This window comes from Cereibacter sphaeroides 2.4.1 (assembly GCF_000012905.2).
GTDB classification, from domain to species: Bacteria; Pseudomonadota; Alphaproteobacteria; order Rhodobacterales; family Rhodobacteraceae; genus Cereibacter_A; species Cereibacter_A sphaeroides.
On record NC_007488.2, the window covers coordinates 1 to 26,192 of the forward strand.

Annotated in this window: 20 protein-coding genes and 1 pseudogene; 19 read left to right on the forward strand and 2 right to left on the reverse strand. The window is 69.9% G+C overall.

Features of this window, described 5'->3' with window-relative positions; genetic code table 11:
* Positions 1-43: 43 nt before the first annotated feature.
* From RSP_RS19815 to RSP_RS19880, 14 genes and pseudogenes are all read left to right on the forward strand, one after another.
* Positions 44-1,421: pseudogene (locus RSP_RS19815) on the forward strand (ISNCY family transposase).
* 311 nt (positions 1,422-1,732) lie between these two features.
* The gene (locus tag RSP_RS19820; RefSeq protein ID WP_002725005.1) at positions 1,733-2,095 is read left to right on the forward strand and encodes a bactofilin family protein; all 363 of its coding nucleotides are present in this window, start codon (positions 1,733-1,735) and stop codon (positions 2,093-2,095) included.
* Positions 2,096-2,658: 563 nt separating this feature from the next.
* A complete protein-coding gene (locus tag RSP_RS19825; RefSeq protein ID WP_023003416.1) occupies positions 2,659-3,468 on the forward strand; it encodes a DeoR/GlpR family DNA-binding transcription regulator in 810 nt (269 codons plus the stop codon).
* A 173-nt stretch (positions 3,469-3,641) separates the two neighbouring features.
* On the forward strand, positions 3,642-4,931 hold the full coding sequence (locus tag RSP_RS19830; RefSeq protein ID WP_011331252.1) for an ABC transporter substrate-binding protein: 1,290 nt from the start codon (positions 3,642-3,644) through the stop codon (positions 4,929-4,931).
* Positions 4,932-5,075: 144 nt separating this feature from the next.
* Positions 5,076-5,912, forward strand: a complete 837-nt coding sequence (locus tag RSP_RS19835; protein ID WP_009565823.1) for a carbohydrate ABC transporter permease — start codon at positions 5,076-5,078, stop codon at positions 5,910-5,912.
* On the forward strand, positions 5,912-6,724 hold the full coding sequence (locus tag RSP_RS19840; RefSeq protein ID WP_009565824.1) for a carbohydrate ABC transporter permease: 813 nt from the start codon (positions 5,912-5,914) through the stop codon (positions 6,722-6,724). Before RSP_RS19835 ends, RSP_RS19840 begins: the two co-directional genes overlap by 1 nt.
* 32 nt (positions 6,725-6,756) lie before the next feature.
* Positions 6,757-7,815, forward strand: coding sequence for an ABC transporter ATP-binding protein (locus tag RSP_RS19845; RefSeq protein WP_011331253.1), 1,059 nt, complete (start codon positions 6,757-6,759; stop codon positions 7,813-7,815).
* Between the two features lie 27 nt (positions 7,816-7,842).
* Complete coding sequence (locus RSP_RS19850; protein WP_011331254.1) at positions 7,843-8,856, forward strand: zinc-dependent alcohol dehydrogenase family protein; 1,014 nt, start codon at positions 7,843-7,845, stop codon at positions 8,854-8,856.
* Between the two features lie 78 nt (positions 8,857-8,934).
* The gene (locus RSP_RS19855) at positions 8,935-10,380 is read left to right on the forward strand and encodes an NAD-dependent succinate-semialdehyde dehydrogenase (RefSeq protein ID WP_011331255.1); all 1,446 of its coding nucleotides are present in this window, start codon (positions 8,935-8,937) and stop codon (positions 10,378-10,380) included.
* Complete coding sequence (locus RSP_RS19860) at positions 10,377-11,432, forward strand: tartrate dehydrogenase (RefSeq protein ID WP_011331256.1); 1,056 nt, start codon at positions 10,377-10,379, stop codon at positions 11,430-11,432. The genes RSP_RS19855 and RSP_RS19860 overlap by 4 nt, the downstream gene beginning before the upstream one ends.
* A gap of 29 nt (positions 11,433-11,461) precedes the next feature.
* The gene (locus RSP_RS19865; protein ID WP_002724996.1) at positions 11,462-12,331 is read left to right on the forward strand and encodes an aldolase; all 870 of its coding nucleotides are present in this window, start codon (positions 11,462-11,464) and stop codon (positions 12,329-12,331) included.
* A 25-nt stretch (positions 12,332-12,356) separates the two neighbouring features.
* Positions 12,357-13,256: a sugar kinase gene (locus RSP_RS19870; protein WP_011331257.1), complete on the forward strand. Its 900-nt coding sequence runs from the start codon at positions 12,357-12,359 to the stop codon at positions 13,254-13,256.
* A gap of 316 nt (positions 13,257-13,572) precedes the next feature.
* Positions 13,573-14,637: an acyltransferase family protein gene (locus RSP_RS19875; protein ID WP_011331258.1), complete on the forward strand. Its 1,065-nt coding sequence runs from the start codon at positions 13,573-13,575 to the stop codon at positions 14,635-14,637.
* Positions 14,638-14,653: 16 nt separating this feature from the next.
* Positions 14,654-16,588 (forward strand): right-handed parallel beta-helix repeat-containing protein, encoded by a 1,935-nt coding sequence (locus RSP_RS19880; RefSeq protein ID WP_011331259.1) that lies wholly within the window; start codon positions 14,654-14,656, stop codon positions 16,586-16,588.
* A gap of 32 nt (positions 16,589-16,620) precedes the next feature.
* Here RSP_RS19880 and RSP_RS19885 read toward each other — a convergent pair whose 3' ends face one another.
* Together RSP_RS19885 and RSP_RS19890 are read right to left on the reverse strand one after the other, a co-directional pair.
* The gene (locus tag RSP_RS19885; RefSeq protein WP_011331260.1) at positions 16,621-17,685 is read right to left on the reverse strand and encodes an AbrB family transcriptional regulator; all 1,065 of its coding nucleotides are present in this window, start codon (positions 17,683-17,685) and stop codon (positions 16,621-16,623) included.
* A 287-nt stretch (positions 17,686-17,972) separates the two neighbouring features.
* Positions 17,973-19,178 (reverse strand): MFS transporter, encoded by a 1,206-nt coding sequence (locus RSP_RS19890; protein ID WP_011331261.1) that lies wholly within the window; start codon positions 19,176-19,178, stop codon positions 17,973-17,975.
* A gap of 440 nt (positions 19,179-19,618) precedes the next feature.
* On the opposite strand from RSP_RS19890, the gene RSP_RS19895 reads away from it, so the two are divergent.
* The 5 genes from RSP_RS19895 (at position 19,619) to RSP_RS19915 (ending at position 25,962) form a co-directional block, all read left to right on the forward strand.
* Entirely contained in the window at positions 19,619-20,317 is a 699-nt protein-coding gene (locus tag RSP_RS19895; RefSeq protein WP_017140459.1) for a seryl-tRNA synthetase, read from the forward strand.
* A 169-nt stretch (positions 20,318-20,486) separates the two neighbouring features.
* Positions 20,487-21,665 carry a plasmid partitioning protein RepA gene (gene repA / locus RSP_RS19900; RefSeq protein WP_011331263.1) on the forward strand — a complete coding sequence of 393 codons (1,179 nt, stop codon included), beginning with the start codon at positions 20,487-20,489 and terminating at the stop codon, positions 21,663-21,665.
* Positions 21,662-22,612, forward strand: coding sequence for a plasmid partitioning protein RepB (gene repB / locus RSP_RS19905; protein WP_011331264.1), 951 nt, complete (start codon positions 21,662-21,664; stop codon positions 22,610-22,612). Before repA ends, repB begins: the two co-directional genes overlap by 4 nt.
* Before the next feature lie 174 nt (positions 22,613-22,786).
* Positions 22,787-24,070 carry a plasmid replication protein RepC gene (gene repC / locus RSP_RS19910; protein WP_023003418.1) on the forward strand — a complete coding sequence of 428 codons (1,284 nt, stop codon included), beginning with the start codon at positions 22,787-22,789 and terminating at the stop codon, positions 24,068-24,070.
* A gap of 1,679 nt (positions 24,071-25,749) precedes the next feature.
* Positions 25,750-25,962, forward strand: coding sequence for a lyase family protein (locus tag RSP_RS19915; protein ID WP_017140458.1), 213 nt, complete (start codon positions 25,750-25,752; stop codon positions 25,960-25,962).
* The last annotated feature ends 230 nt before the right edge of the window (positions 25,963-26,192 follow it).

A 26,192-nucleotide genomic window follows, 5' to 3' on the forward strand; every position in this document is an offset into this window, starting at 1 on the left:
GAACTGTCGCCTCTTCCTGTCGGGACAATGGAGGATCGGCGGCATGGGATGGGTGCTGATGAGCGAGCGCGAACTGAACCGCATCGAGATCCTGTCGAAGGTGCTCGATCGGAGGATGACGACGACGGAAGCCTCGGTTCTGCTGGCGATCGGCCCGCGTCAGGTGCAGCGTCTGCTGCGACGGTTGCGCGAGGACGGCGCGGCGGCAACGCGGCACGGGTTGCGCGGGCGACCGTCGAACCACCGCCTCTCGCCGGGATTGCGGGACCTTGCGCTGGCCCTCGTGCGGGAGACCTACGTCGATTTCGGCCCCACGCTCGCGGCCGAGAAGCTGGCCGAGCGCGACGGCCTGCATGTGTCGCGGGAGACGCTGCGGAAGTGGATGGTCGAGGATGGGCTCTGGCTGTCGCGTCCTCAGCGCCGGAGGTTTCACCAGCCGCGGCTGCGGCGCGAGCACCTGGGCGAACTGGTTCAGATAGACGGGTCCGATCATCATTGGTTCGAGGATCGCGCACCAGCCTGCACGCTGCTCGTCTTCATCGACGACGCGACGAGCCGGCTGATGGAGATGCGCTTCGTGCCCTCCGAGAGCACCTTTCGCGCTAATTCGCGGCGCTGGATTGCTACTGGACGCGGGACGGCAGGGCAAGGGTTTCTACTCCGACAAGCATTCGGTCTTCCGCGTGGCGAGGCAGGACGCGCGGACCGGCCATGGCATGACGCAGTTCGGCCGGGCGCTGGCCGAGTTGAACATCGAGATCCTCTGCGCCAACTCCTCGCAGGCCAAGGGCCGGGTCGAGCGGGCGAACCGCACCTTGCAGGACCGGCTGGTCAAGGAGATGCGGCTTGCAGGCATCAGCGACATGGAGGCCGGGAACGCCTTCCTGCCCGGCTTCATCGAGCGGCACAACGCGCAGTTCGCCAGGGTGCCTGCCCGGCCGGACGACCGGCACCGGCCGCTGAACCTGCCCCCGGACCGGCTGGCCGACATCCTGTGCTGGCGCGACCAGCGCTACGTCGGGAACCAGCTCACCTTCACCTACGAGCACCGGCGGATCCTGCTGGAGGAAAGCGACCTCACGCGCGGCATCGTGGGGAAATACGTCGACACCTACGCCTTCCCGGACGGACGTTTTGAAGCTCGATGGAAAGGCATCTCGCTCCCCTACCGCAGCTTCGATCCCGAGCAGCAGCATGTCACCCACGCGGCCATCACCGCGAACAAGCGGCTCAGCGACGTCCTGGCGCTGGCGAGGAGCCTGCAGGAAAGCCAACCCCCGCGCGTGAGCCGCGTCGGCCGGCAGCGCACAGTCTACGAGCCGACGGGTCGGCGGAACGACGGCTGGAATTCGAAACTGGCCCGCCGCGCCAGGCAGCGGGCGGACGGGACGGCGAAGCCTCCCGACATCGCGGCGGAATGACCGTGCGGACCCGGAGCGTTCCGCCCCCGCCGGCCCCGTCCCTACGGCCCTTCCTGACGAGAGCGGGCCGGGGCCGGCTCAGCCCTGCGACACCGGGACGACATTTCTACTTTGCACGCCAGGCGACACTTTAACTTGGTGACAACAGTCGGAGCCCGTGCCTTCGGGTCCGGCCGGCGGCCCCGCTCCCGCCCCGAACGCGGCGGCCGTCCGCGCTTCTTCGCCGATGGCGCGAAGGCGGATTGCCCTCGCCGCCCGCATCTGGTCCAGTCGCGGCCAAGCGCAGCAACGGCAGAAGAAGCAGATCCGGCATGAAGACTCCGAACGGCCAAACCGCCTCCTGGCCCGCGCCTGCGGCGCCCGACATGCGCCGCAGCGTGGTGGCGCCCGATCTCGTCGTCGAGGGCGAGATGTCCTCGGCCGGGCCGGTCGACGTGCAGGGAACCGTCGTGGGCGGCGTGGAGGCGCCCGAAGTGGTGGTCGCGGAGGCGGGCCGCATCGAGGGCTCGGTCACCGCCCACGATCTCGCCGTTCTGGGCCGCATCTCCGGCTCGGTCTCGGCGCGGCAGGTGAGGCTCGGGCCGAGCGCCGTCGTTCAGGCCCATGTCCTGCACGAGCGCATCGCCATCGAGGCCGGTGCCGAACTGGACGGCCGGCTCCAGCGCAAGGCCTGATCCGTCTCACCTGATCCTTCGCAAGGATCCCGGCATTCGGGAATACCTCCCCCATGCGGCCGAAGGTCCCGTCAGGGGCCTCCCTCCCACGCGCAGCCTCTTCCAGCGGATCGGGAGTCCCCGATACGAGCACCGCCGCCACGCACGTCGGTGTCTCTCCCAAGCCCGGATGCCCCGCACCGGCTCGGCGCGCGCCCGTCATGATCCAGCCGCCCGATCTGCCGCGTCCCCTCCTCTCGTGATGAGGAGGCCCACCGGCACTCCGGTCACGTTTTCAGCCAAAGCCAAGCTGCCCGATGTGCCGCCCTCTCCTCCCTTGAGCCTTGAGGAGAAGGCCAACCGTCGACCCGGCCACGTTCCTGCCAGTGCCAAGCTGACCTGTTCGCCGCCCGCTCCTCCCGCGAGGAGAAGGCCCACCGGCGCCCCCGAGCCGCACCGCCGCCCCGCGAGACATCTTGCCCAAGGCAGCGGATCGTCCTTCGCAGGACCTGCGTCCTTGAAAGCCGCGCTCAGATCGACGAAAGTTCTTCCAGAAACGAAACCAAATGATCGGATGTCTGCCCATGATGCGGAGTCTTGAACGGCACGCCGTCATCCTCGGGCTCCTGCGCCAGCAGGAGCATGTCACCATCGAGGCCATGGCCGCGGCCTGCGACGCGTCGCTCCAGACCATCCGGCGCGACCTCAACCAGCTCGGCGAGGACGGGCGGGTGGTGCGCTATCACGGTGGGGCGCGGCTCGCCGACCATGCCCGCAGCGCCACCTACGAGGTGCGGAGCGCGAGCCATGTGCGCGAGAAGGTGGCGGCGGGCCAGCTGCTCGCCCGCTTCATCCCCGACGGCGCCACGCTCTTCATCGCCGGCGGCTCCACCCTCGCGCTTGCCGCGCAGGAGCTCCGCGCCTGCGAGGGGCTGACGATCGTCACGAACAACCTCCATGCCGCCGTAACCCTTTATGACAAGACGGGTTTCGACGTCTGCGTCCTGGGCGGCACCATGCGGCCCGCCAGCGGATCGATGATCGGCGAAGAGGCGGTGCGCATGATCGAGCGCTATTCGCTCGACTTCGCGGTGATCGGCACCTGCGGGATCTCGCCCGACGGCGCCCTTCTGGAATATGACCAGAGCCTCGTGCCGCCCCTCCTCGCCATGATCTCGAACGCACGCCGCACGGTGCTGGTGGCCGACGGATCGAAGTTCGGCGCCAAGGGAATCGTGCGCGCCGCCCCCCTCTCGGCGGTGAACCATTTCGTGACCGACCGCGCCCCCGAAGGCCGCGCCGCCGACCTGCTCGCCCGCACCGGGGTGAAGGTGCATCACCCCGCCAATCCCAACCTGAGCTCGCAGGACGCGGCGGCAGATGGCCGTGAATGACCAGAATAGTCCAGAACCGAAGAAAATATCTGACTCATATTGACAATAATTCACAACAACGATCATATCGGCCCATCCGGTCCCCGTAGCGCGAGGAGGCGCGACCGGATCCAGCGGCCCGTGGAGCGGGCCGGCCATCGGCCCGGTCAGGACCGGGTCCTCAGGGAGGGAACATGAGACAGTTCATCATCGGCGCCGCCGTGGCGCTCGTTGCCGTGCCGGCCGCAGCGCAGGAGTTCGACTGGCGCAAGCACGAGGGCGAGACGATCAACGTCATGCTGAACAACCTCGCCTGGACGCAGCTGATGCGCGACCGGATCGAGGCCTTCACCGAGGCCACCGGCATCAGGGTGCGCGCCGAGACCTTCAGCGAAGAGCAGTACCGCACCCGCCTGACCACGCTTCTTCAGGGCGGCTCGAGCGAGCTCGACGTCTTCATGACCCTGCCCTCGCGCGAGGCGCCGCTCTTCGCCTCGAACGGCTGGTATGCCGATCTCGCGCCGCTCCTGAAGGGCGAGGCGACCGATCCGGCCTACGATTACGACGATTTCAGCGCGGCCCTGCGCCAGAGCGGCGTGGTGGGCGAGACCATCACCAGCGTGCCGATCAACGTCGAGGGCCCGCTCTTCTACTGGCGCCGCGACATCTTCGAGAAATGCAACGTCGAGAAGCCCGAATATCTCGAGGATCTGCCCGCCGCGGCCGAGAAGATCCGCGCCTGCGACAGCGCGATCACGCCCTGGGCCGCCCGCGGCCTGCGCGGCACCGTGGGCTACCCGCTCGGCGCCTTCGTCTACAACATGGGCGGCGACTTCATGGATGCGGACGGCAAGGCCTCGCTCTGCCTGCCGGGCACGATCAAGGGCCTCGACCTCTACGGCTCGATGCTGCGCGACTACGGCCCGCCGGGCGCCACCAACCACACCTTCACGCAGGTGATGGACCTGCTGGGTCAGGGCCGCGTCGCCATGACCAACGAATCCTCGAACGAATTCTCGACCCTGATGAAGCATGAGGGCCGGGCCGAGGACATCGGCGTGGATGTGCTGCCCGGCGGGCGCGAGTCCGGCACCTCGAAACCCGTGGTCATCAACTGGAGCCTCGCCGTCTCGGGCCTCTCCGAGAACAAGGAAGCCGCCTGGTATTTCGTCCAGTGGGCCACCGGCGCCGAGAACCAGGAGGCGCTCGCCACGCAGGGCATCGCCCCCTCGCGCGTCTCGGTCTTCAACGGCGAAGGCTTCCGCAACTGGGCCAGCGAAAGCCGCCCGCGCGGCGAATGGCTCGAGGCGCTGCTCGAGATCTCGCAGACCGGCTCCTCGCTCTACCAGACCCCCTCGCTGACCCGGACGCCCGAGGCGCGCGAGATCCTGTCGAACGTGGTGCAGCAGATCGTGCTGGGCCAGACCGACGCCGAAACCGCCGCCTGCGCCGTGACCGACGAGGTCCAGGCCCTGCAGAACTGATCGCGGCGGGCCTTCGGGCCCGCAGCCCCCGGACCTTCGGGTCCGGGTCCCTTCTCTGCCGCAGGCCCGTGCCGGCCGCAGCCCTCCCCTCCCGTTTCAGCCAGGAGAGCCCCATGCCCCCCCCGGTCCCCCGGCCAGCAGGCCATGTCGGCCCGCTGGATGATCCTGCCCGCCGTCGTCATGACGCTGGCCATGGTCATCTTCCCCTTGGGCTTCGCCATCTATCTGAGCCTCGGCGGCAACGGCACGCTGCCGGCCCTGGGCCTCGGCCATTACAGCCGCCTCGTGGCCGACCCCGCCTTCTGGAGCGCGCTGCGCGTGACGCTCGTGCTCTTCGTGGTGGCGCTCGTGCTGCAGCTGGTGCTGGGCACCGCGCTCGCGCTGGCGCTCAACCGCTACAATGTGGTGCGCGGGCTGGTGCGGACGGCGATCCTGTCGCCCTTCATGCTGCCCCCCGTCGTGGTGGGCATGATCGCCATCGTCGTGCTCGATCCGGGCCTCGGCGCCGCCAACTGGATCCTCGAGAGCCTGGGCCTGCCGCATTTCCTCTGGCTCGCCTCGCCGCGCTGGTCGCTGCTGGTGGTGGCGCTGATCGACACCTGGCAATGGACGCCCTTCGTGGCCCTGATCGTGCTGGGCGGCCTGCAGGCCCTGCCCGCCCGGGTCTACGAGGCGGCCGAGATCGACGGCGCCAGAGGCTGGAGCCTCTTCTGGCACGTCACGCTGCCGCTCCTCGGGCCGACGCTCCTGACCGCCGCCGTGCTGCGCTCGGTCGATCTGCTGCGCTTCTTCGACATCATCTACATCACCACGCAAGGGGGGCCCGGCAACGCGACCACGACCCTCAACATCCAGGCCTACAAGCTGGGCTTCGACTTCATGGATGTGGGCTACGCCTCGTCGGTGATGATCGTGCTCGCCCTCATCGTCCTCGGCTCGGTGGTCTTCTTCGCCAGCCTGCGCAAGAAGGTGTCCTGGTAATGTCCGACACGCCCCGCTCCCGCTGGTCCACCCCCGTCTTCACGATCGGCGCGCTGCTGTTCATGTCGCCGATCCTCTGGATGGCGCTCTCGAGCCTGAAGAGCCCGCAGGAGGTGACCGCCTATCCGCCGAAGCTCCTCTTCACCCCCACGGCCGGCAACTATGCCGAGCTGTTCGGGCGGACGGACTTCCTGCACAACACCTTCAATTCCTTCGTGGTGGCCGGCGCCTCGACCCTCCTCGGGCTCGTCATCGCGATCCCTGCGGCCTTCGCGATCTCGTGGCACCGGATGGTCTGGCCCGCGACGGTCAGCCTCTTCGCCCGGATGGCGCCCGGCACGCTGTTCCTGCTGCCCTGGTTCATCATGTTCTCGAAGCTCGGCATGGCGGGCGGCTACACCGCGCTCATCCTCGCCCATGCGGTCATCACCATGCCGCTCGCGCTCTGGATCCTGCTGCCCTATCTCGACGCCACCCCGCGCGAGATCGTGGAAAGCGGCCAGATCGACGGCTGCCGCAGCGGCACGATCCTGATCCGCCTCGTGCTGCCGATGATCTATCCCGGCATCGTGGTGGCGACGATCATGAGCTTCGTCTTCTCCTGGAACTACTTCCTGTTCGCTCTGGCGCTCTCGGGCTTCGACACCAAGACCGCCATCGTCGCCTCCTTCAACTTCATCGGCGAGGGCACGACCAACTGGGGCGCGCTCATGGCCGCGGCCACCGTCATCGCGCTTCCGCCGCTGGTCCTGACCTTCACCGTGCAGCGCTGGCTCGTCTCGGGCCTCTCCTTCGGCGCCGTCAAGGGCTGACCGGCCCCGCCCCCCACGCAAGGTTTCCTGATATGAGCACCGTCCACGTCCGCAACGTCAAAAAGAGCTACTCCGACCTGACCGTGATCGAGGATCTGTCCTTCGACATCCACGACGGCGAGTTCATGGTCTTCGTCGGCCCCTCCGGCTGCGGCAAGTCCACCCTCCTGCGCATGATCGCCGGGCTCGAATCCTTTCAGGGCGGCGAGGTGGCCATCGGCGCGCGCGTCGTGAACGGCGTGCCCGCGCGCGACCGCAACATCGCCATGGTGTTTCAGGATTACGCGCTCTATCCGCACATGACGATCCGGGACAACATGTCCTTCGGCCTCAAGATGCGGAAGACGCCCAAGGCCGAGATCGAGCGGCGGGTGGCGGCGGCGGCCGAGATCCTCCAGATCGGCCACCTGCTCGACCGCAAGCCCCGCGCGCTTTCGGGCGGCCAGCGCCAGCGCGTGGCCATGGGCCGCGCCATCGTGCGCGAGCCCGACGTGTTCCTGTTCGACGAGCCGCTCTCGAACCTCGATGCCAAGCTCCGCGTCGAGGTCCGCACCGAGATCAAGCGGCTTCATGCCCGCCTCGGCGCCACGATGATCTATGTGACCCACGATCAGGTCGAGGCCATGACCATGGCCGACCGGATCGTGGTGCTGAAGGGCGGCGCGGTCGAGCAGATCGGCACCCCGCAGGAGCTCTATCGCGAGCCGCGCACCCGGTTCGTCGCGGGCTTCATCGGCTCGCCGGGGATGAACTTCGCCCCCGCCCGGATCGAGGGCGACGTGGCCACGCTCGTGACCGGCGACCGGGTGGCCGTGCGCCGCGTCACCCCCGGCACGGGCGCGGTGCAGGGCGAGATCGGCATCCGCCCCGAACATGTGCAGCTGGCCGACCCGCACGGCCCGGGCGTCGAGACACTGGTCGATGTGGTCGAACCGCTCGGCGCCGACACGCTGGTCGCGGTCCGGCTCGACGAGGCGCAGCTCATGGTGCGCCTGCCCGGCGAGATCATCCCCGCCGAGGGCGACCGCCTGCGGCTTTCCTTCACCCCCGGCGCGACGATGGCCTTCGACGCGCAGGGACTGCGGATCTGATCCGCGCCGGACGACAGAGGTAGACCCATGAAGGCAGCGATTTTCGACGGCAGCCCGACGCTCCGGCTGACCGACCTTCCGATTCAGGAACCCGGCCCCGACGAGGTGCTGATCCGCATCGATTCCGCCACGATCTGCGGCACCGATCAGCATATCCTCGAGGGCAAGTTCTGGGCGAAGCCCCCGGTGGTGCTGGGCCATGAATTCGCGGGCTACGTCGAGCGCGTGGGCGAGCGGGTGCAGAACTGCAGGCCGGGCGATCTCGTCTCGGTCGAGCCGCATGTCTATTGCGGCTGCTGCAAGCCCTGCCGGCTCGGCAAGCCGCATCTCTGCCTCGACCGTCTGGCTTGGGGGATCAACCTCAACGGCGGGTTCGAGCAATATGCCACCGTGCGGATGGACACCGTCTATCAGGTGCCGGAAGGCATCGGCCCCGAAGAGGCGGCTCTGGGCGAGATCACCGGCTGCTGCATGCACGGGATCGACCGCGTGGGGGTCGAGCTCGGCGATCTCGTCGTGATCCTCGGCGGCGGCGCGGCGGGCCTGATCCTCGCCCGGCTGGCCGAGCTGCGCGGGGCCGCGCGCATCGTCATCTCCGAGCCGAACGCCGCCCGGCGCGAGCAGATCCGCGCCTTCGGCTACCCGGACGTGGTCGACCCGCTGAACGAGGATCTGGCCGCCCGCATCGGCGCCCTGACCGACGGGCTCGGCGCCGACGTGGTGATCGAGGCCGCGGGCCGCGCCGAGACGGCCGCGCAGGCGGTGGAGCTCGTCTGCCACGGCGGGCGCGTCCTCTTCTTCGGCGTGGCCGCCCCCGGCACCATGGCCGCCATCGAGCCGAACCGGATCTTCGCGCGCGAGATCACGGTCGTGGGCTCGATCCGCAACCCCTATACCCACCACCGCGTGATGGAGATCCTGCCCCGGCTCCGGCTGAAGGACATCGTCACCCACCGCTTCCCGCTGGAGAATATCGCCGAGGCCTTCGACGCCGCCCACCGCGGCGAGGGCCTCAAGATCTGCATCAAGCCGAACGGCTGACCCACCCCACCCCGGCCGTGCGCCCCCCCGCGGACCCTCTTCCGCGGCCGGCGGAGCCATGCCCCTGAAGGAAAGACCATGACCGATTTCAGACGCGAGAAGATCCTCGTCGGCGGCGACTGGATCCAGGCCGACGCGGGCGGCCGGATCGAGGTGACGAACCCGGCCACCGGCGCCGTGATCGGCACCGTCCCCGATGCGGGCGCGGCCGAGACGGCGCGCGCGGTGGCCGCCGCCGAAGCGGCCTTCGGGCCGTGGCGCGCCCTTACCGCGGCCGAGCGCGCGACCCATCTGCGGAGGCTCGCTCAGGCGATCCTCGATCACCGCGAGGCGCTGGCCGAGCTTCTGACCGAGGAACAGGGCAAGCCCCTGGCCGAAGCCCGCGGCGAGGTCGGCATGAGCGCAGCCTACATCCAGTGGTTCGCCGAAGAGGCCCGCCGCGTCTATGGCGAGGTGATCCCCTCGCCCTGGCCCGACCGGCGGCTCCTCGTCACCCGGCAGCCGGTGGGCGTGGTGGCGGCGATCACGCCCTGGAACTTCCCCTCCTCGATGCTCGCCCGCAAGATCGGCCCCGCGCTGGCCGCGGGCTGCACCGTCGTGGCCAAGCCCGCCAGCCAGACGCCCTTCTCGGGCCTGGCCTGGGGGGTGCTGGGCGAGATGGCGGGCCTGCCCGCGGGCGTGCTGAACATCGTCACGGGCTCGGCCCGCGCCATCGGGGGCGAGCTCACCGCCAACCCATCGGTGCGCAAGATCACCTTCACCGGCTCCACCCCCGTGGGCAAGGTGCTGCTCGCGCAGGCCGCGGGCACGGTGAAGAAGATGTCGATGGAGCTCGGCGGCAACGCGCCGTTCCTCGTCTTCGACGATGCCGATCTCGACCGCGCCGTCGAGGGCGCCATCGCGGCCAAGTTCCGCAACGCGGGCCAGACCTGCGTCTGCACCAACCGCTTCTACGCGCAGGCCGGCATCCACGATGAGTTCGTGAAGCGGCTGGCCGCGGCCACCGCCGCGCTGAAGGTGGGCCCGGGCGCACAGGACGGATCCGAGATCGGCCCGCTGATCGACGCGGCCGCGGTGGCCAAGACCGAGGAGATGGTGGCCGACGCCACCGCCAAAGGCGGGCGCATCGTCACCGGCGGGCGGCGGCACACGGCCGGCGCGGGCTTCTACGAGCCCACCGTCATCGCCGACGCGACCGACGCCATGACCTTCGCCCGCGAGGAGATCTTCGGCCCCGTGGCCCCGGTCTTCCGCTTCGAGACCGAGGAGGAAGCGATCCGGCGCGCCAACGCCACCGAGTACGGCCTCGCCTGCTACTTCTACACAAGCGATCTCGGCCGCGCCTTCCGCGTCTCCGAGGCGCTCGATTACGGCATCGTCGGCGTGAACGAGGGGCTGGTCACCACCGAGGTCGCCCCCTTCGGCGGGGTGAAGGAGTCGGGCTTCGGCTCCGAAGGCTCGCACCACGGGATGCAGGATTACCTGACGCTGAAATATACCGCGATGGGAGGGCTCGGCCGATGACCCGCCGCCACGCCGTAGCCCTCATCCCCGGCGACGGGATCGGCCCCGAGGTGATCGACGCGAGCCTCGAGGTGCTGGAGAAGGTGGCGCGCCTCCACGGCTTCGCGCTCGACATGACCCGCTTCGACTGGTCCTGCGACCGCTACCTCGCCACCGGCCGCATGATGCCCGAGGACGGGATCGACCAGCTCCGCCCCCATGCGGCGATCCTTCTCGGCGCCGTGGGCTGGCCCGCGCGCGTGCCGGATGCGGTCTCGCTGCACGGGCTTCTGCTGCCGATCCGCAAATCCTTCGACCAGTTCGCCAACATGCGCCCGCACAGGCTTTTGCCCGGCGCCACCGGGCCGCTGAAGTCCGAGGCCTTCGACATCCTCTGCATCCGCGAGAACACCGAGGGCGAATATTCCGGCGCGGGCGGGCGGATCCATGTCGGCACCCCGGCCGAGGTGGCGGTCGAGACCTCGATCTTCACCCGCCGCGGCGTCGAGCGCATCCTGCGCTTCGGTTTCGAACAGGCGCGGCGGCGCTCGGGGCGGCTCGCCTCGGTCACCAAGTCGAACGCGCAGAAATATTCCATGGTCTTCTGGGACGAGGTGACGGAAGAGGTCGCGGCCGATTATCCCGACGTGACCGTCTCCCGCTACCATATCGACGCCATCGCGGCGCGGATGGTGATGGCGCCCGAGACGCTCGACGTGGTGGTGGCCTCGAACCTTTTCGGCGACATCCTGACCGACCTCGGCGCGGCCATTCAGGGCGGCCTCGGCTTCGCGCCCTCGGCCAACATCAACCCCGACCGCAGCCAGCCCTCGATGTTCGAGCCGGTCCACGGCTCGGCCCCCGACATCGCGGGGCGCGGCATCGCGAACCCGGTGGCCACGCTCTGGTCCGCGGCCCTCATGCTCGACCATCTGGGCGAGGAGGCGGCCGGCCGGTCGCTTCTCGCCGCGCTCTCGGCCGTCACCGCCGAGGGCCGCCTCCGCACACCCGATCAGGGCGGCCGGGCCTGCACGACCGATGTCGCGCGCGCCGTGGCCGACCGCCTGTCCTGACCCCCCTTCCCCTCGAAAGGATTTCTCCCATGGCCTCCACCCCGGATCTCTCGGCCCTCCAGCGTCCCTCGGGCGCCTTCGCCATGCTCGCCATCGACCAGCGCGAGTCGATGCGCGCCATGTTCGCCGACACTCAGGCCGAGCCGGTCAGCGACCGCCAGCTCGTCGATTTCAAGCTCGAGGCGCTGCGCCACCTGACGCCCCACGCCTCGGCGGTGCTGATCGACCGGCCCTTCGGCTGGCAGCCCGCGCTCGAGGCGGGCGTCGTGGCGCAGGGCTGCGGCCTCATCGCCGCCGCCGACGAATTCCACGCCAGCGCCGACGAGATCGTGGCCGATGCGGGGCTCGACGATCTGGTGGTGCCCGAGGCGGTGAAGGCGCAGGGCGCGCAGGCGCTGAAGCTGCTCGTGGTCTGGCGCCCGGACGGCAACCCCGAAAAGCGGATCGCGCTGGTCGACGAATTCGTGGCCCGCTGCCGCCGCGCCGGGCTCATCTCGCTGATCGAGCCCGTGTCGCGCAAGCCGCTCGACGGGCGGCCGCACGATCTGCACGACGGCATCCTCGCCGCCGCGCGCGAGCTCGGCAACCGCGGCCAGGACATCTACAAGGCCGAAGTGCCGCTCCATGCCGCGGGCGACGAGGCCGAGGTGCGCCGCCGCTGCGCCGAACTCACGGAAGCCATCGCCTCGCCGTGGGTGGTGCTCTCCTCGGGCGTGGCGCCGGACCGGTTCCCGACCGCGGTGGAATGGGCCTGCCGCGAGGGCGCGCAGGGCTTCCTCGCCGGACGCGCGGTCTGGAAAGAGACCATCGGCGCCCCCGACATGGCCGAGGCGCTGCGCACCACCGCGGTGGACCGGCTGAAGCGGCTGTGCGAGACGGTGGACCGGGCGGTCGGCTGACGGCCCGCGGCGGAAGGAGAGCGCGATGAACGTTCGGGTGGCCTGCGTCGGCGGGGCGGTGCTGGATCGGGTCTACGAGGTCGCGGCGCTGCCCGGCACCGACGGCAAGTCCCGCGCCTCCTCCTACCGCGAGTTCGGCGGCGGGATGGCGGGCAATGCCGCGGTGGCGATCGCCCGTCTGGGCGGGCAGGCCCGCTGGTGGGGCCGCGTGGGCGACGATGCCATCGGCGCGGGCGTGCTGGCGGGGCTCGCGGCCGAGGGCGTGGCCACCGCCGAGGCGCGCGTGGTGGAGGGGGCGGTCTCGTCCCACTCGCTCGTCCTCTCGGATGCCGAGGGGCGGCGCGCCATCGTACTCTACCGCTCGGACGGGCTCGACCCCGATGCCTCGTGGCTGCCGCTCGCGGCGGTGGGCGGGCTCGATGCGGTCCTGGCCGACAACCGCTGGATCGACGGGGCGGTGGCCGCCCTCACCGCCGCGCGCGCGGCGGGCCTGCCGGCGGTGCTCGATGCCGATGCGGGCGCCGACCCCCGCAGCCGCGAGGCGGTGCAGGCGGCCTCGCATGCGATCTTCTCCGAGCCGGGGCTGGCCGAGATCTACGGCACCTCCGACCCCGACGAGGGCCTCCGCCACGCCGCGGCCGACGCGCCCTTCGTGGCGGTGACGCTGGGCGAGGCGGGCCTGCGCTGGCGCGACGCCCGAGGCGGCCTCGCCTCGCTGCCCGCCTTCCCCGTCCGGGCGGTCGAGACGGTGGGCGCAGGCGACGTCTTCCACGGCGCCTTCGCCCTCGCGCTGGCCGAGGGCCAGCCGCCCGAGGACGCGCTCCGCTTCGCCGCCGCCACTGCCGCGCTGAAATGCCGGGGCTCGGGCGGCCGCGCGAGCTATCCCGGCCGCACCGCCGTCGAGGACCTGCTGCGGCAGGGCTGACGGCGCCCCTTCACATCAGAAAGAGAAATACCCTTCAGCCGGGGGGAGCATCGGCCTGCCCCTTTCCTCCGAAAGCAGAGGCAGGGGGAAGGGGCTTCGGCCCAATGCCCGCCCTGGCCGCCCATTCACCGAGCGATGTCGCCCCTTTCAGCCGAAAGCTCGGCGAATTGCGGAGGGCAGGCCGGGCTTTTGCCGGTTCGATTTCAATCCCCACGCTGCTAGGCTCTGCCGCGGACAGGGCGCCTGCGCAAAATGGCCGCGTCATCGCGCCTTTTGCGGCCCGTCCGGTTCAGTTCATAGTATCGGGATTGGTTCAATGCCTCCTTCTCGCGAGGTCCAATGGCACAGGCAGCGGCATTCGCAGCGTCTGGAAGCGCTTCAGGCCTGCCGGATGATTGCAGCGGTCGCCGTCGTGCTGTTTCACGCGAACAATTTCGTCCTGCCGATGCGGCTCTACGAGGGCGAAACCCTCTGGCGCGGTTTCGGCATGGGCTATGCCGGCGTCGAATTCTTCTTCGTCCTTTCGGGCTTCATCATCGCCCATATCCATGCCGCCGATATAGGGCGGCCGGAACGGGCAGGCCGCTTCCTGCAAAAGCGATTCCTGCGGATCTATCCGCCCTACTGGATCGTGCTGAGCGCGCTCGTGCTGATCTATGTCGCGCTCGAGGGAATCGTCTCACCCTCGCGTCTGGCTCCCGCGGCGCTTCTGCGCGATTATCTGCTGATCCCCGCGCCGCAGAGGCCGCTCCTGTCGGTCGCCTGGACGCTGAAACACGAGATCCTGTTCTATCTCCTGTTCGTCCTCTTCATCCTCAGGCGCGAGATAGGCGTCGTCGTCTGCGCGCTCTGGCTCGCGGGCACGCTCTCCCAGATCCCCGCAGCGTCCGAGACGCCGCTCTTCGCCACCCTCTTCTCGCCCTACAACATTCTCTTCGGGATGGGCGTGGCGGTCGCGCGCCTTCACCGCCACCTGCCCGAAAGCCTCGTCTGGCCGCTCCTGACGGCGGGCGGCGCGGGCTTCCTTCTGGTCGGGCTGAGCGAGCAGTTCCTCGTCGCCTGGCCGCTGCCTCTCCGCTGCCTCGCCTATGGCCTCGCCGCCGCCGCGGTGATCGCGGCGCTGGCCCGGGCACAGACGGGGGCGCCCGGCTGGTGCGTGTTTCTGGGCGATGCCTCCTATGCCATCTACCTGATCCACCTGCCCGTGATGAACATGGTAGCGGTGCCGCTCGCCCGGACGGGCCTGCAGGAGGTCCTGCCTCCCGCGGTCCTGTTCGTCTTCCTCGTGGGCCTGTCGATCCTCGCGGGCGCGCTCTTCCACCGGGGCGTCGAGCGCGGGTTGCTCGCCGCGCTCCGGCCCCGGCGGCGGGCCACGCTCTGACGGCGCGGGGGGCCTGATGCGCGCCGCCCTCCTGCCGCTCCTCTGCGCCCTCTGCGGCGCGGCCACCGCCGGGGACTGCCCGGCCCCGCCCGACACCGCCGCAGCCCTGCAGGGCTGCGAGGTGATCTATCTCGCCCCCGACGGGCGCGACGACTGGAGCGGCCGCCGCGCCGCGCCCCTGCCCGACGGCAGCGACGGGCCGATGGCGAGCCTTGAGGCCGCACGCGACGCGGCCCGCGCGCGCGGCGGGCCCGCCACCCTCGCGCTGCGCGGCGGCGACTACCGCCTCCTCGATCCGGTCGCCTTCGACGCGCGCGACAGCGGCCTCCGCATCGTGGCGGTTCCGGGCGAGCGGCCGGTGCTGCACGGCGGCCCCGCGCTGGAAGACTGGCAGGAGGAGCCGGGCGGCCTCTGGTCGGCATACTTCGATCCCGCCCGCGCCGCCCTCGGCCTTTTCCTCGACGGGACGCGCCAGATCCCCGCGCGCTTCCCGAACCTGCCGCCCGACGCCACCCCCCGCGACGGCTGGCTCTTCGCCGACCGCCCCCTGCCCGAGATGGAGCCGAACCACCAGATCCGCATCCGCCCGGCCGACCTGCCCGCCTTCGCCCGTCCCGAGGGCCTCTCGGTCCACATCGTCGGCGGCTTCGTGCCGGGGATGCAGTGGGGCAGCGACATCCTCCCCGTCCTGTCGGTCGATCCCGGCACCCGGATCGTCGGCACCGGCGGCACCGGCTATTTCTTCACCGGCGAGGGCAGCCGCTATTTCCTCGAAGGCCGGCGCGAGTTTCTCGATGCGCCGGGCGAATGGTGGCAGGACGCGGCCGCAGGGCGCCTCCTCTACCGCCCTCCCGTCGCGGATCCGTCCCGCCACAGGCTCGGCGCGGCCACCCTCGCCACCTTCCTCGAGATCTCGGGCGCAGAGGATCTGCAGGTCACGGGCCTCGAATTCCGCGACGCGGCGATCCTCGGCACGGGCAAGTTCGGCACCGACATGCGCAGCTACGGCGCGATCCGGCTCACCCACGCCGACCGCGCCCGGATCGACGGCAACCGGTTCGAGAATGTGGGCGTGGCGATCCATGTCACCGAAAGCCGCGACGTCCTCCTCTCGGGCAATGACATCGCCCATGCGGCCGGCAACGGCATCTATGTCGGCACCAGCTGGGGCTCGTTCGGCCGCTCGGACGGGGTGAGGATCGCCGGCAACCGCATCCGCGACGTGGGCGAGGTCTTCTTCGAAAGCGCCGGCATCTGGCTGCAGGCCAGCGACGGATTCCGCATCGAGGGCAACCTGATCGCCGGCGCCGCGCAGTTCGGCATCAGCGCGGGCTCGCTCTGGGGGGCCGAGGACGCGAGCCACGACGGGCTCATCCACGGCAACATCCTGCGCGACAGCAACCGGCAGACCGCCGACGGCGGCGCGATCAAGCTGATGGGCGCGCAGATGGACCGCCAGCGGATCGCCGTCGAGGGCAATCTCGTCACCGGCACCGACGCGCTGACGAACCGCCCGGACGGCAGCTTCTGGCCGCCGCGCCACGAGGATCCGGCGGACTGGCCCGGCCCGATCAGCTGGGCCATCTATCTCGACGAGCGGGCGAGCGGCAACCGCATCGCGGGCAACCTGCTGATCGGCAACGTCACCGGCATCGGCATCAACGGCGGCTGGGCGAACGAGGTGCGCGGCAACGTGATCCGCGACGGCACGGCCAGCGCCTTCCGCATCGACGACGCGACCGGCCGGTCCTGGCACCCCGACTGGGCGGCACCGAACCGGATCGAGGAGAATACGGTGGTGACCGACCGCCCCGGGACGCCGATGGCCCATGTCCATGCGCCCGCGCATGGCGCGGCCTTCGTGGAAATCGGCCCGAACCGCCTCCTCGCCGAGCCCGCGCCGCCCCTGCCCCCGGGCCTCGCAGATCCCGGCGACTGCCCGCCCGGCTGAGGCCTCCGCGCCTCCCCGGAAACGACCCCGCCCTAGTCCGCCGGAGGGCGCGGCCGCAGCAGCCGCAGGAACAGCATCGCGGCCATCGGCCCCAGCAGCGCCACGGCAAAGAGCCGGATCGTCTGCAGCGTCATCACGAAGGCCACGTCCGCCTCGGCCCCGATGGCGATGATCGCGATGGAATCGATGCTGCCCGGCACGGTCGCGAGCAGCGCGCTTAAGGGATCCACATCCGCGATCCACGACAGAAGCAGCCCCGAGCCCGCGCAGAAGAGGATGAGGAGAAGGCTCGCCGCCACCAGCGCCGGCAGGGCGCGCAGGCCCGTGCGCATCAGCTCGGGCGTGAAGCGCAGCCCGATCTGCAGCCCGAGCCACAGGAAGGCCGCCGCCACCAGCCAGCCCGGCATGGCGATATTCACCCCCGCCACGCTCAGCCCCGCGGCGAGCGTCAGCGGCACCAGCGAGGCGCCCGCCGGAAGCGCGGGCAGCCAGCGCGCCGCGGCGACGCCGAGGGCCGCGATCCCCCCGGCCCTCAGGGTCGAGAGAAGACCCGGCGCGGCGGTCCCGCTCAGCGGATGGGCGCCCGTCCCCGCCAGCAGCATCGCCACCCCCACCATCGACGAGATCACCATCATCAGCCGCAGGATCTGGATGAAGGCCACCATCCGGCTGTCGAGCCCGCGCTCGTGCGAGATGGCGATGACGGTGCCGGCCATGCCGGGCAGGAAGCCCCAGATCGCCACCTCGCGGTCGATGCCGGTCCAGGCCGCGGCGATGAGCCCGGTGGCGCAGGCGGCAAGGAAGGTCAGCACGACGAAGATGCCCAGAACCGGCCCGAGCTCGACCGCGCGGGCGAGGATGCCCGGATCGATGTGCAGCGCGATCAGGCAGCCCGCGATGCCCTGCGCCGCCTGATAGGCGGGCCGCGGCATCCGCACCTGCGCGCCCCGCAGGCCGAAGATCGCGCCGAGGATCAGCGGCCCCACCATCAGCCCCGCCGGCAGGCCCAGAGCCTGCAGCCCCTGCCCCGCCGCGAGGCCCCCCACGGCGAGAACCGCCCATTGCAGCCAGGCCGGCCAGGCGGCGATCCGCTTCATGCTCTCTGTCTCATGTCCCGTTCCCGCAGGCGCGCCCGACGGCCTCCTCTTAAGCCGTGCCCCCGGCAGAGGAAAGGCGAAGCCGCCTCTGCCGGCCGTTCTCAGCGCAGGTTGCGGCAGCCGCCGCGCGACATCCGCGTGGGCAACGCGGGGAAGGACGATCCCGCAGGGGTCGCCCGCGCGGGCCACGGGGCGATGATCGAGACCCGCGCGCAGGCGACAGGAGCAGAGCACCGCGGCCGCGCCCCAACCCGCGGGAGCCGGAGGACGGCTGAAAGAGGGGGCGGTCAGCCCCCCTGATGCGGCTCGAGACGGGGCAGGAACCAGGCCAGAAGCCCGATCAGCGGCAGGAAGGCGCAGATCCGGTAGACGGTCTCGACGCCGTAGCTTTCCGCGAGCACCCCGAGGAGCGCGGCCGCGATCCCGCCCAGACCGAAGTTCAGCCCGTAGAACAGCCCGCCGATCAGCCCGATCCGGTTCGGCAGCAGGTCCATCGCATAGATCAGGATCGAGGCGAAGGCGCTCGCCATGATGAGGTTGATCGCCACCGTCAGCACGCCCGTCCAGAACAGGTCCGCATAGGGCAGCATCAGCGTGAGCGGCAGCGGCCCCAGCACCGAGATCCAGATCACCCGCTGCCGGCCGATCCGGTCGCCCACGATGCCGCCGATCAGCACGCCCACCGCGGCTGCCACGAGGAACAGGAACAGCATCACCTGCGCCGAGGGGATCGACAGGCCGAACCGCTCCATCAGATAGAAGGTGTAGAACGACCGGAAGCTCTCGCCGTAGGCGTTCTTGGCGAACATGAGCAGCGTCAGCACCACGAGGCCCACAGCGATGGTGGCGGGCGCATGGCGCGGTGCCGCGCCCCCCTGCCCCGCCTTGGCCCGGCGCGCGGCGAATTCCGCGCTGATCGCGCGCTGGCGGCTGCCGATCCACGACAGGAGCAGCATGGCCAGCAGGGCGATGACGGCAAAGCCCGCGAGGCTCGGCTGGCCGCACGGCACGATGATGAGCGCGGCCGCGATCGGCCCGAGCGCGCCGCCCGCCTGCCCGCCCACCTGAAAGATCCCCTGCGCGAGGCCCTGCCGCCCGCCCGCCGCATAGCGGGCCATGCGCGTGGCCTCGGGGTGGAAGATCGACGAGCCGATCCCGATCAGCGCGACCGAGACGAGGATGGTCCCGTAGCTCTGGGCATAGGCGAGGCTCACCAGCCCCGAGAGCGTGAACATCATCCCCACCACCGGCGAGTAGGGCATGGGCCTGCGGTCGGTCAGCGTTCCCACCACCGGCTGCAGAAGCGAGCCTGCGATCTGGAAGGTCATGGTGATCATGCCGATCTGCACGAAGTCGAGCCCGGCGGACTCCTTCAGGATCGGATAGGCGGCGGGGATCAGCGACTGCATCAGGTCGTTGAGCAGATGGGTCAGCCCCAGAACCACCAGCACGGCGAGGTGGGTTCCGGAACGGGTCACGGTCGCGGTTGTCATGTCGGTAACTTCGGCTTTGGATGGGCCCCCGTGGGGCAACCGGCCCAGTTGCACATAGACGCCCGCCCGTCGCAAGAGCGCAGGCCCCCCGCCCGCGCCTTTCTCCGCAGGCCTGTCCCCGCGGCAACACCGAAATAAAAGCGTTTTTCATCCGTTTCTTGCCGGGCATCCCACGCGTGAACGGGCCGATGGCCCGGGCCCGCTCCTCCTGCAGGCCGTCTTCCACCTCATCCGCGCGGGGGCCGGAAAAGCTGCCCTGACCATGGCAGGTCGGCGATGCCACCCCTCCTCCGGGCGCCTTCGGGCCGGAACGCAGAGCCCCCCTCTCCCGCCGCTCCGCAGTCGGGCAGCCCCGCTGCCGGATGCGCGCCTGCGGCACTGCGCCCATGGTCCTTTGCCCCGCCGCCGCTAGCTTGGCAGTCAGCAACGACGAGAGACCGATGACCCGCCTCCTGCCCCTCCTCACCCTTCTGGCCGCTCTGGCCTTCGCCGCCTCGCCGCTCACCACGCAGGGCTTCAACGGCTTCACCGCCGACCAATTCCCGATCCCGCAGGTCGATCCGCCGGTGCAGCCCGCGGGCTACGCCTTCGCAATCTGGGGCGTGATCTATCTCTGGCTGATCCTCGGCGCGGGCTTCGGCCTCTGGAAGCGCGCCCGCGACCCGGACTGGCAGCGGATGCGGCCGCCGCTGCTGGCGAGCCTCGCCATCGGCGCGGCCTGGATCCCGGTCGCCAATGCCGCCCCCGTCGCCGCCACCGCCATGATCTGGGCCATGCTCGCCGGCGCCGTGGCCGCGCTTGTCCGCAGCGGTCCCCGCGATCCCTGGTGGCAGCGCGCGCCCGTGGCCCTCTATGCAGGCTGGCTCACCGCCGCGGCCTCTGTGGCGCTGGGGCTGGTCGCGGCCGGACACGGCCTCCTGTCCGCAGAGGCGGCAGCGCTTGCGGCCCTCGCCCTCGCGCTGGCCTGTGCCCTCGCCGTGATCCTCCGCGGACCCCGCGCCCCCGCCTACGGCACCGCCGTGGCCTGGGCGCTCGGCGGCGTGGTCGTCTCGAACCTCGCGCCGCTCAACCTGCCCGTCCTCACCCTCGCCGGAGCGGGCCTCCTCCTCACAGGCGTCCTCACGCTCCGCCGCAGCTGACAGGGGTGCCCGACGCCCGGGCACCACCCCCCGCACCGCCTTGTGGCACCCCTTCCCCGCACCACAAGATACGGAAGATTCTCCTTGCCCGAATCCCGGATCTCGCGCATTCATTTACGCCAAGAGGCGAAGATAACAGAAAATGCCGTAACAAACGGCGGAGAGCGGGATGCAAGTGAAGGAACGGATCGACCGCCTTGTGGGCGATCATGCGGCGCGCCTGTCGGAGCGGCTGATGGCCCACCGGGCGCAGCTCTTCCCCCCGAACGCCCGCAAGGAGCTCCGGCGCTTCACCTCGGGCGAGGTGGCGGCCCTGCTCGGCGTCAAGGATGCCTATCTGCGCAAGCTCAGCCTCGAGGGCCGCGGCCCGCAGCCCGAAACGGGGCCCGGCGGACGCCGCCTCTACCGCTCCGACGACATCATGGAGCTGCGCACGCTGCTCGAGAAGCGCGCCAAGGCGCCCGGCACCTACCTGCCGGGCCGGCGCGAGGGCGACCATCTTCAGGTCATCACCGTGATCAATTTCAAGGGCGGCTCGGGCAAGACCACGACCGCCGCCCACCTCGCGCAGAAACTGGCGCTCGACGGCTACCGGGTGCTGGCCATCGATCTCGATCCCCAGGCCTCGCTGTCGGCACTGCACGGATTCCAGCCGGAATTCGACCTGCTCGATGGCGGCACCCTCTACGATGCCATCCGCTACGAAGATCCGCTGCCGCTCTCGTCGGTGGTGCAGAAAACATATTTCACCGGGCTCGACATCGTGCCGGGAAATCTCGAACTGATGGAATTCGAGCATGACACGCCCCGCGCCCTCTCCGTGCGCGGCGGCAACCTTTTCTTCACCAGGATTTCGGATGCCTTGGCGGAGATCGAATCCGACTACGACCTTGTGGTGATCGACTGCCCGCCGCAGCTGGGGTTCCTCACCATGTCCGCCCTCTCCGCGGCGACGGCCGTGCTCGTCACCGTCCACCCCCAGATGCTCGATGTCATGTCCATGTGCCAGTTCCTGCTCATGACCTCCAACCTGCTCGGCGTGGTCGCCGACGCGGGCGGCGACATGAGCTACGACTGGATGCGTTATCTCGTTACCCGCTACGAGCCGGGCGACGGGCCGCAGAACCAGATGGTGAGCTTCATGCGCTCGCTGTTCGGCGACCATGTGCTGAACCATCCGGTGCTGAAATCGACCGGCATCTCGGACGCGGGCCTGACCAAGCAGACGCTCTACGAGGTGGAGAAAAGCGATTTCACCCGCTCGACCTACGAACGCGCGATGGAGAGCCTGAACGCGGTGAACAAGGAGATCGAGGGGCTGATCCAGACCGCCTGGGGGCGCACATGAGCCGCAAGAACATCCTTCAGGGCCTGATGGCCGGCACCCCCTCCCCTGCCCCGGCGGCCGCCGAGCGTCCGCGGGCCACCAAGGGGGCCATCGGCGCCGTCTCGCGCTCCATCGCCGATCTGAAGGCGCGCGCGGTGATCGAGGTCGATCCGTTCCTGATCGACGCGGGCGGCCTGCAGGACCGGCTCGAGAGCGACGCGGCCGAGGATGCCGAGCTTGCCCGCTCCATCGCCACCTACGGCCAGCAGGTTCCGGTGCTGGTGCGGCCGCATCCCACCGATGAAAATCGTTTTCAGATTGTCTATGGCCGCCGCCGCGTGCTGGCACTGCGCGATCTCGGCCAGCCGGTCAAGGCGCTGGTGCGCGATCTCGACGACCGCGAGGCGGTGCTGGCTCAGGGTCAGGAAAACACCGCCCGGCGCGATCTCTCCTTCATCGAGAAGGTGAATTTCGCCCGCCAGATGGCGGATGCGGGCTATGACCGCAAGGCGATCTGCGACGCCCTGTCGGTCGACAAGACCTTGATTTCGCGTATGGTTTCGGTTTCCGAACGGGTGCCCGTCGCCCTGATCGAGGCGATCGGCGCGGCCTCCGGCATCGGGCGCGACCGCTGGCTGGCCTTGGCCGAGCTGATGGAGAAGACCGACGACGATCTCGATACGCTGATCTCCACCATGTCGCTCACCGCCGAGGGACAGGGGTCGGACCAGAGGTTCGAGGCGCTCTTTTCCTATCTGTCGGGCCAGAGGCGGCGCGAGCCCCCTGCCCCGCTGCGCACCGAGCCGATCACGGGCCACGACGGCCGCCCCTTGGGCGACGTGAGCCGCGGTGCGGCCTCGGTCGTGCTGCGGCTGCGCCGAAGCCATGCGAAAGGGTTCGAGGAGTGGTTGCTCCAGAACCTGCCCGATCTTCACCGTTCCTGGCAAAGCGATCGGAACGGGAAGTAACGACGCCCCGCAACCCACAGAGAAAGGAGCACGACCGGCAGAACGAAAAAGCCCCCCAGGACATGACATCCCGAGAGGCCCATTCTTGATCTAGCACCTCGAGAATAGCTGCGGGACTGCACGGCTGTCAACACCTCCCGGGTGGCCGGATCTCTTTTGCTGCGTGACATCGCCATGCACCACATTTCCCTGACGCCCTTCGGGCGCCAGCCGGTGACGGCTGGGATCCTCGCGAGCCAGCGGCTCGCCGAGGCGCGGTCCCCCCTGCCCGAGATCGACAAATGGGCGCTGTTTGCCGACCTCCGCACCGCGCGCGCTCGCTTCGGCGTCTCGGACCGGGATCTGGCCGTCCTCTATGCGCTGCTGAGCTTCCTGCCCGGCCGGGTTCTGACCGACGCGGCGCCGCTCGTGGTTTTTCCGTCGAATGCGACGCTTTCGGACCGGGCGCATGGCATGGCCGAGAGCACGCTGCGCCGTCATCTCGCGGCGCTGGTCGAGGCAGGGCTCGTGGCGCGGCGCGACAGTGCGAACGGCAAGCGCTACGCCCACCGCAACCGCGCGGGCGAGCTGGTGACGGCCTATGGCTTCGACCTGCGCCCCCTGCTCGTCCGGGCGGCGGAGATCGCCGAGACGGCGGCGGCTCTCGAGGCTGAAGCCGAAGCGATGGCGCGGGCCCGGACGGCCTTGGTGCTGAAGCTCCGGGATGCGACCAAGCTCGCCGCCTACGCCGATCCGGAGGGCCGCGCTGCGGGGATCGAGCCGCGGCTGATGCCGATCCGGCGTGCCCTGCGCCGGCGACTGACGCTGGCCGATCTGGCCGAGATGGCGCGGACGCTCGACCTGGTGCTCGGGGACATCCGGAGGACGCTGGCCCTTCGCGCAGCGGAAATGGACGGCACAGTCGGCCGGATCGAGCGGCACCATACAGAATCAAAGACAGAATCTTCTGATCTTGAAGGCGGGCATGCCTGTGGAAAGACCAGCGGCGAGGCTGAGAAAGATTGCCGAAACATCGGCGGTGAGAGCCCGGACGAAAAGGCTAACAGACCCTCACCCAACCGGGCGGAACCTGACGAAGCGCGCCCCGAGGAACTCGCCTCGCTGGAGATTAACGACAATCAGCGGCCTGCCCCGACACTTCCGCTGGGACTTGTCCTGAAAGCCTGCCCGGATCTGGAACCCTATGCGCCCGAGATCCGCAACTGGCGCGACCTGACCGCCGCTGCGAGCCGGCTGCGGGGCATGATGGGCATCACACCCTCCGCCTGGGAAGAGGCAAAGGCGGAAATGGGCGCCGAGACGGCGTCCGTTGCGCTCGCCGCCATCCTGCAGCGCTTCGCCTCGATCCGGAATCCGGGCGGCTATCTCCGGGCCCTCACCCGTCGTGCCAGCGAGGGTGCCTTCTCGCCCACGCCGATGATCATGGCGCTGCTCGCCGAGACACGTGAGGCCGCTTGAGACGCACCTGAGGGAGTGTGTCCGGTCCGAACGATTGCCGGGTGCGAGCGGTGGAAATGCGCAGCTATGGACAGAGAGCTGTGCTTCTGCCCGTAAGGTGAGAGGAGGAGCTTGCTTCTTTGTGTTTGGGTGGCGAGACGGTTTGTGAGCGGCTCGACGGCACCGACGCCGTGGACGTTGAAAGTTGACAGCTGTCAACTCGCAGGGCGGGTTCACAGCGACCTGCGTGGGGGACGACGATTTCGGCCGGATGCCTTCGGCATGGGACGGACCATTTCTCGAGTGTGAAGTGTGCGGGCGCCCATTGGCGGACCCTCGGCGACCGACGGGCGGGTGAAAAGTTGACAGCTGTCAACTTTCGAAACGGTATCCTCGCACCGAGACCTCCAGGTCACGCGGTCGCCCCGCAGCACCCGTAAAATGCGGAAAATTGACTTGAATTGGGACGCTGCTTGAGCGCAGCAGAGTCTCGATGCGCCGAAGGTGAAGTTTCTGCTGCCCGCTCGATCGCGACGAAGGCGCCTCAAGGCTGGCCGAAAGACAGGCGCATCAGGCGGACAAAGGGTAAGAGACCTCGTGATCCGCCGCCGACTCTGCCGCGATGCGCGCGTCGTCGGGTCTCATTCTTCTTTCGGCAACAGCCGGTCTGGCATGCGTCTGGCAGACGGCGCGCCGTGGAGGAACCGCAATGGCAGAGCCGCGCGACCCGGATTGCACGCTCGGACAGGTCTGGCGGGCGTGTCGACAGAGCGTGGAATTGAAGCCCACAAGTTCTTCGGGAGAGGGCGGTGTCCGATGGTCTGAAGGCGAAGAGAGACAGATGGCGCGGGCGTGTCGGGCGGGTGCGGTCTGATAAACGCGCGGCAGGCGGGAGCAGGCAACGAGGCTAAGGGTGCGACTGCGAGAGCTCCCGGCGCTACAAGGTCCGCACGGGTCAGAGTCCGAAATGGATCACGGGGGAGCGGACGGTCGACAGCGCGGCGAAGAGGAGGCTGCCGCGAGGTGCGTCGGTCGCCGGTTGCAGAAGCCAGCGCGCACGGCACTCCGGCTTGGCCGGGGCTTTGCGGCAAGGCCGGACCGGCTTCCGGGGGCAATGCCTGTGGCCTCCGTAAAGGAGCGGGAGCCGGGTTGCCGGCACCGGCGCACAGGGAGTGCGGCTTGCATCGCCATGTTGCGGCGAACAGAGGCAGGTCGGCACTGGCGGCGGAATCCTCCGGTCACTGCGGAGCAGCGCAGACTCGGCCGACGGGGCCGGCGGACAGACGCCCATCCCGCAGTGTTGTGCGTGGGAGCGGAGGCGAGCTGGCGCTGCGGGGCAGGGTCCTCGGGCGACGCAGCGCCAGCATGCTCACGCCGCGTGGCGGGGCGTGCCCCTGTCACGCGGCTCCGCCCGCAGGCTTCGGTGAGGCGCGGCCGGAGCGTTTCAGGGACATGCTGTCTTCGAACCGGTCGCCGGGTGCTGGCGGACGCCGATGGAAACGGGGCGGGCGACGGAGAGGTGGCGGCGCACGATCTCGCGTGCGGGCGCGCCGGCTTCCGCTGAGGTGACGCGGGCGACCGGGGACGTGGGCGGCGGCTCTCGACCGGACTGTCGGCGGGGGCGAACCTCGCGCTCGGGGCGCTCGATGCCGAGCGGGCGGGGCAGGGTCCTCGACGCCTGCGCGCGACTGGGGGCAGGGGTGACAGACGGTCATTTCCCGCTGGCGGTCCGGCAGACCGACAGCGGCATCCAGACCGACATGAATGCGAAGGAGGTGCTGGCCCATGCGGCCGACATGGCGGCGGGGCAGGGGCCGGGGACGCGCGCGCCGGTCCATCCGAACGATCGCGTCAACCGCAGCCCGTCCTCGAACGGCCGTCTCCCGACCGTGATGCAGATGGGTCGTGGATGAGGCGCGCGGATCGCGGCCGCGCCCGAGGAGCGGGCGGGCCTTCGGAGGCATCCCCCGGCTCGGGCGGGCTCATCCAGACGAGAGGGCGCCGGTGTCGCTGTCGCAGAGGGTCGCGGCCGCGGCGGCAGGGTGTTGGAGGTATTTCGGCGGGGCCGATCCTTTGCGGGGGGATCGGGGAACCTGTTGGTGGGAGCGGTCGGTAAGGAGGGGCGCACGGCGGTAGTTAATTA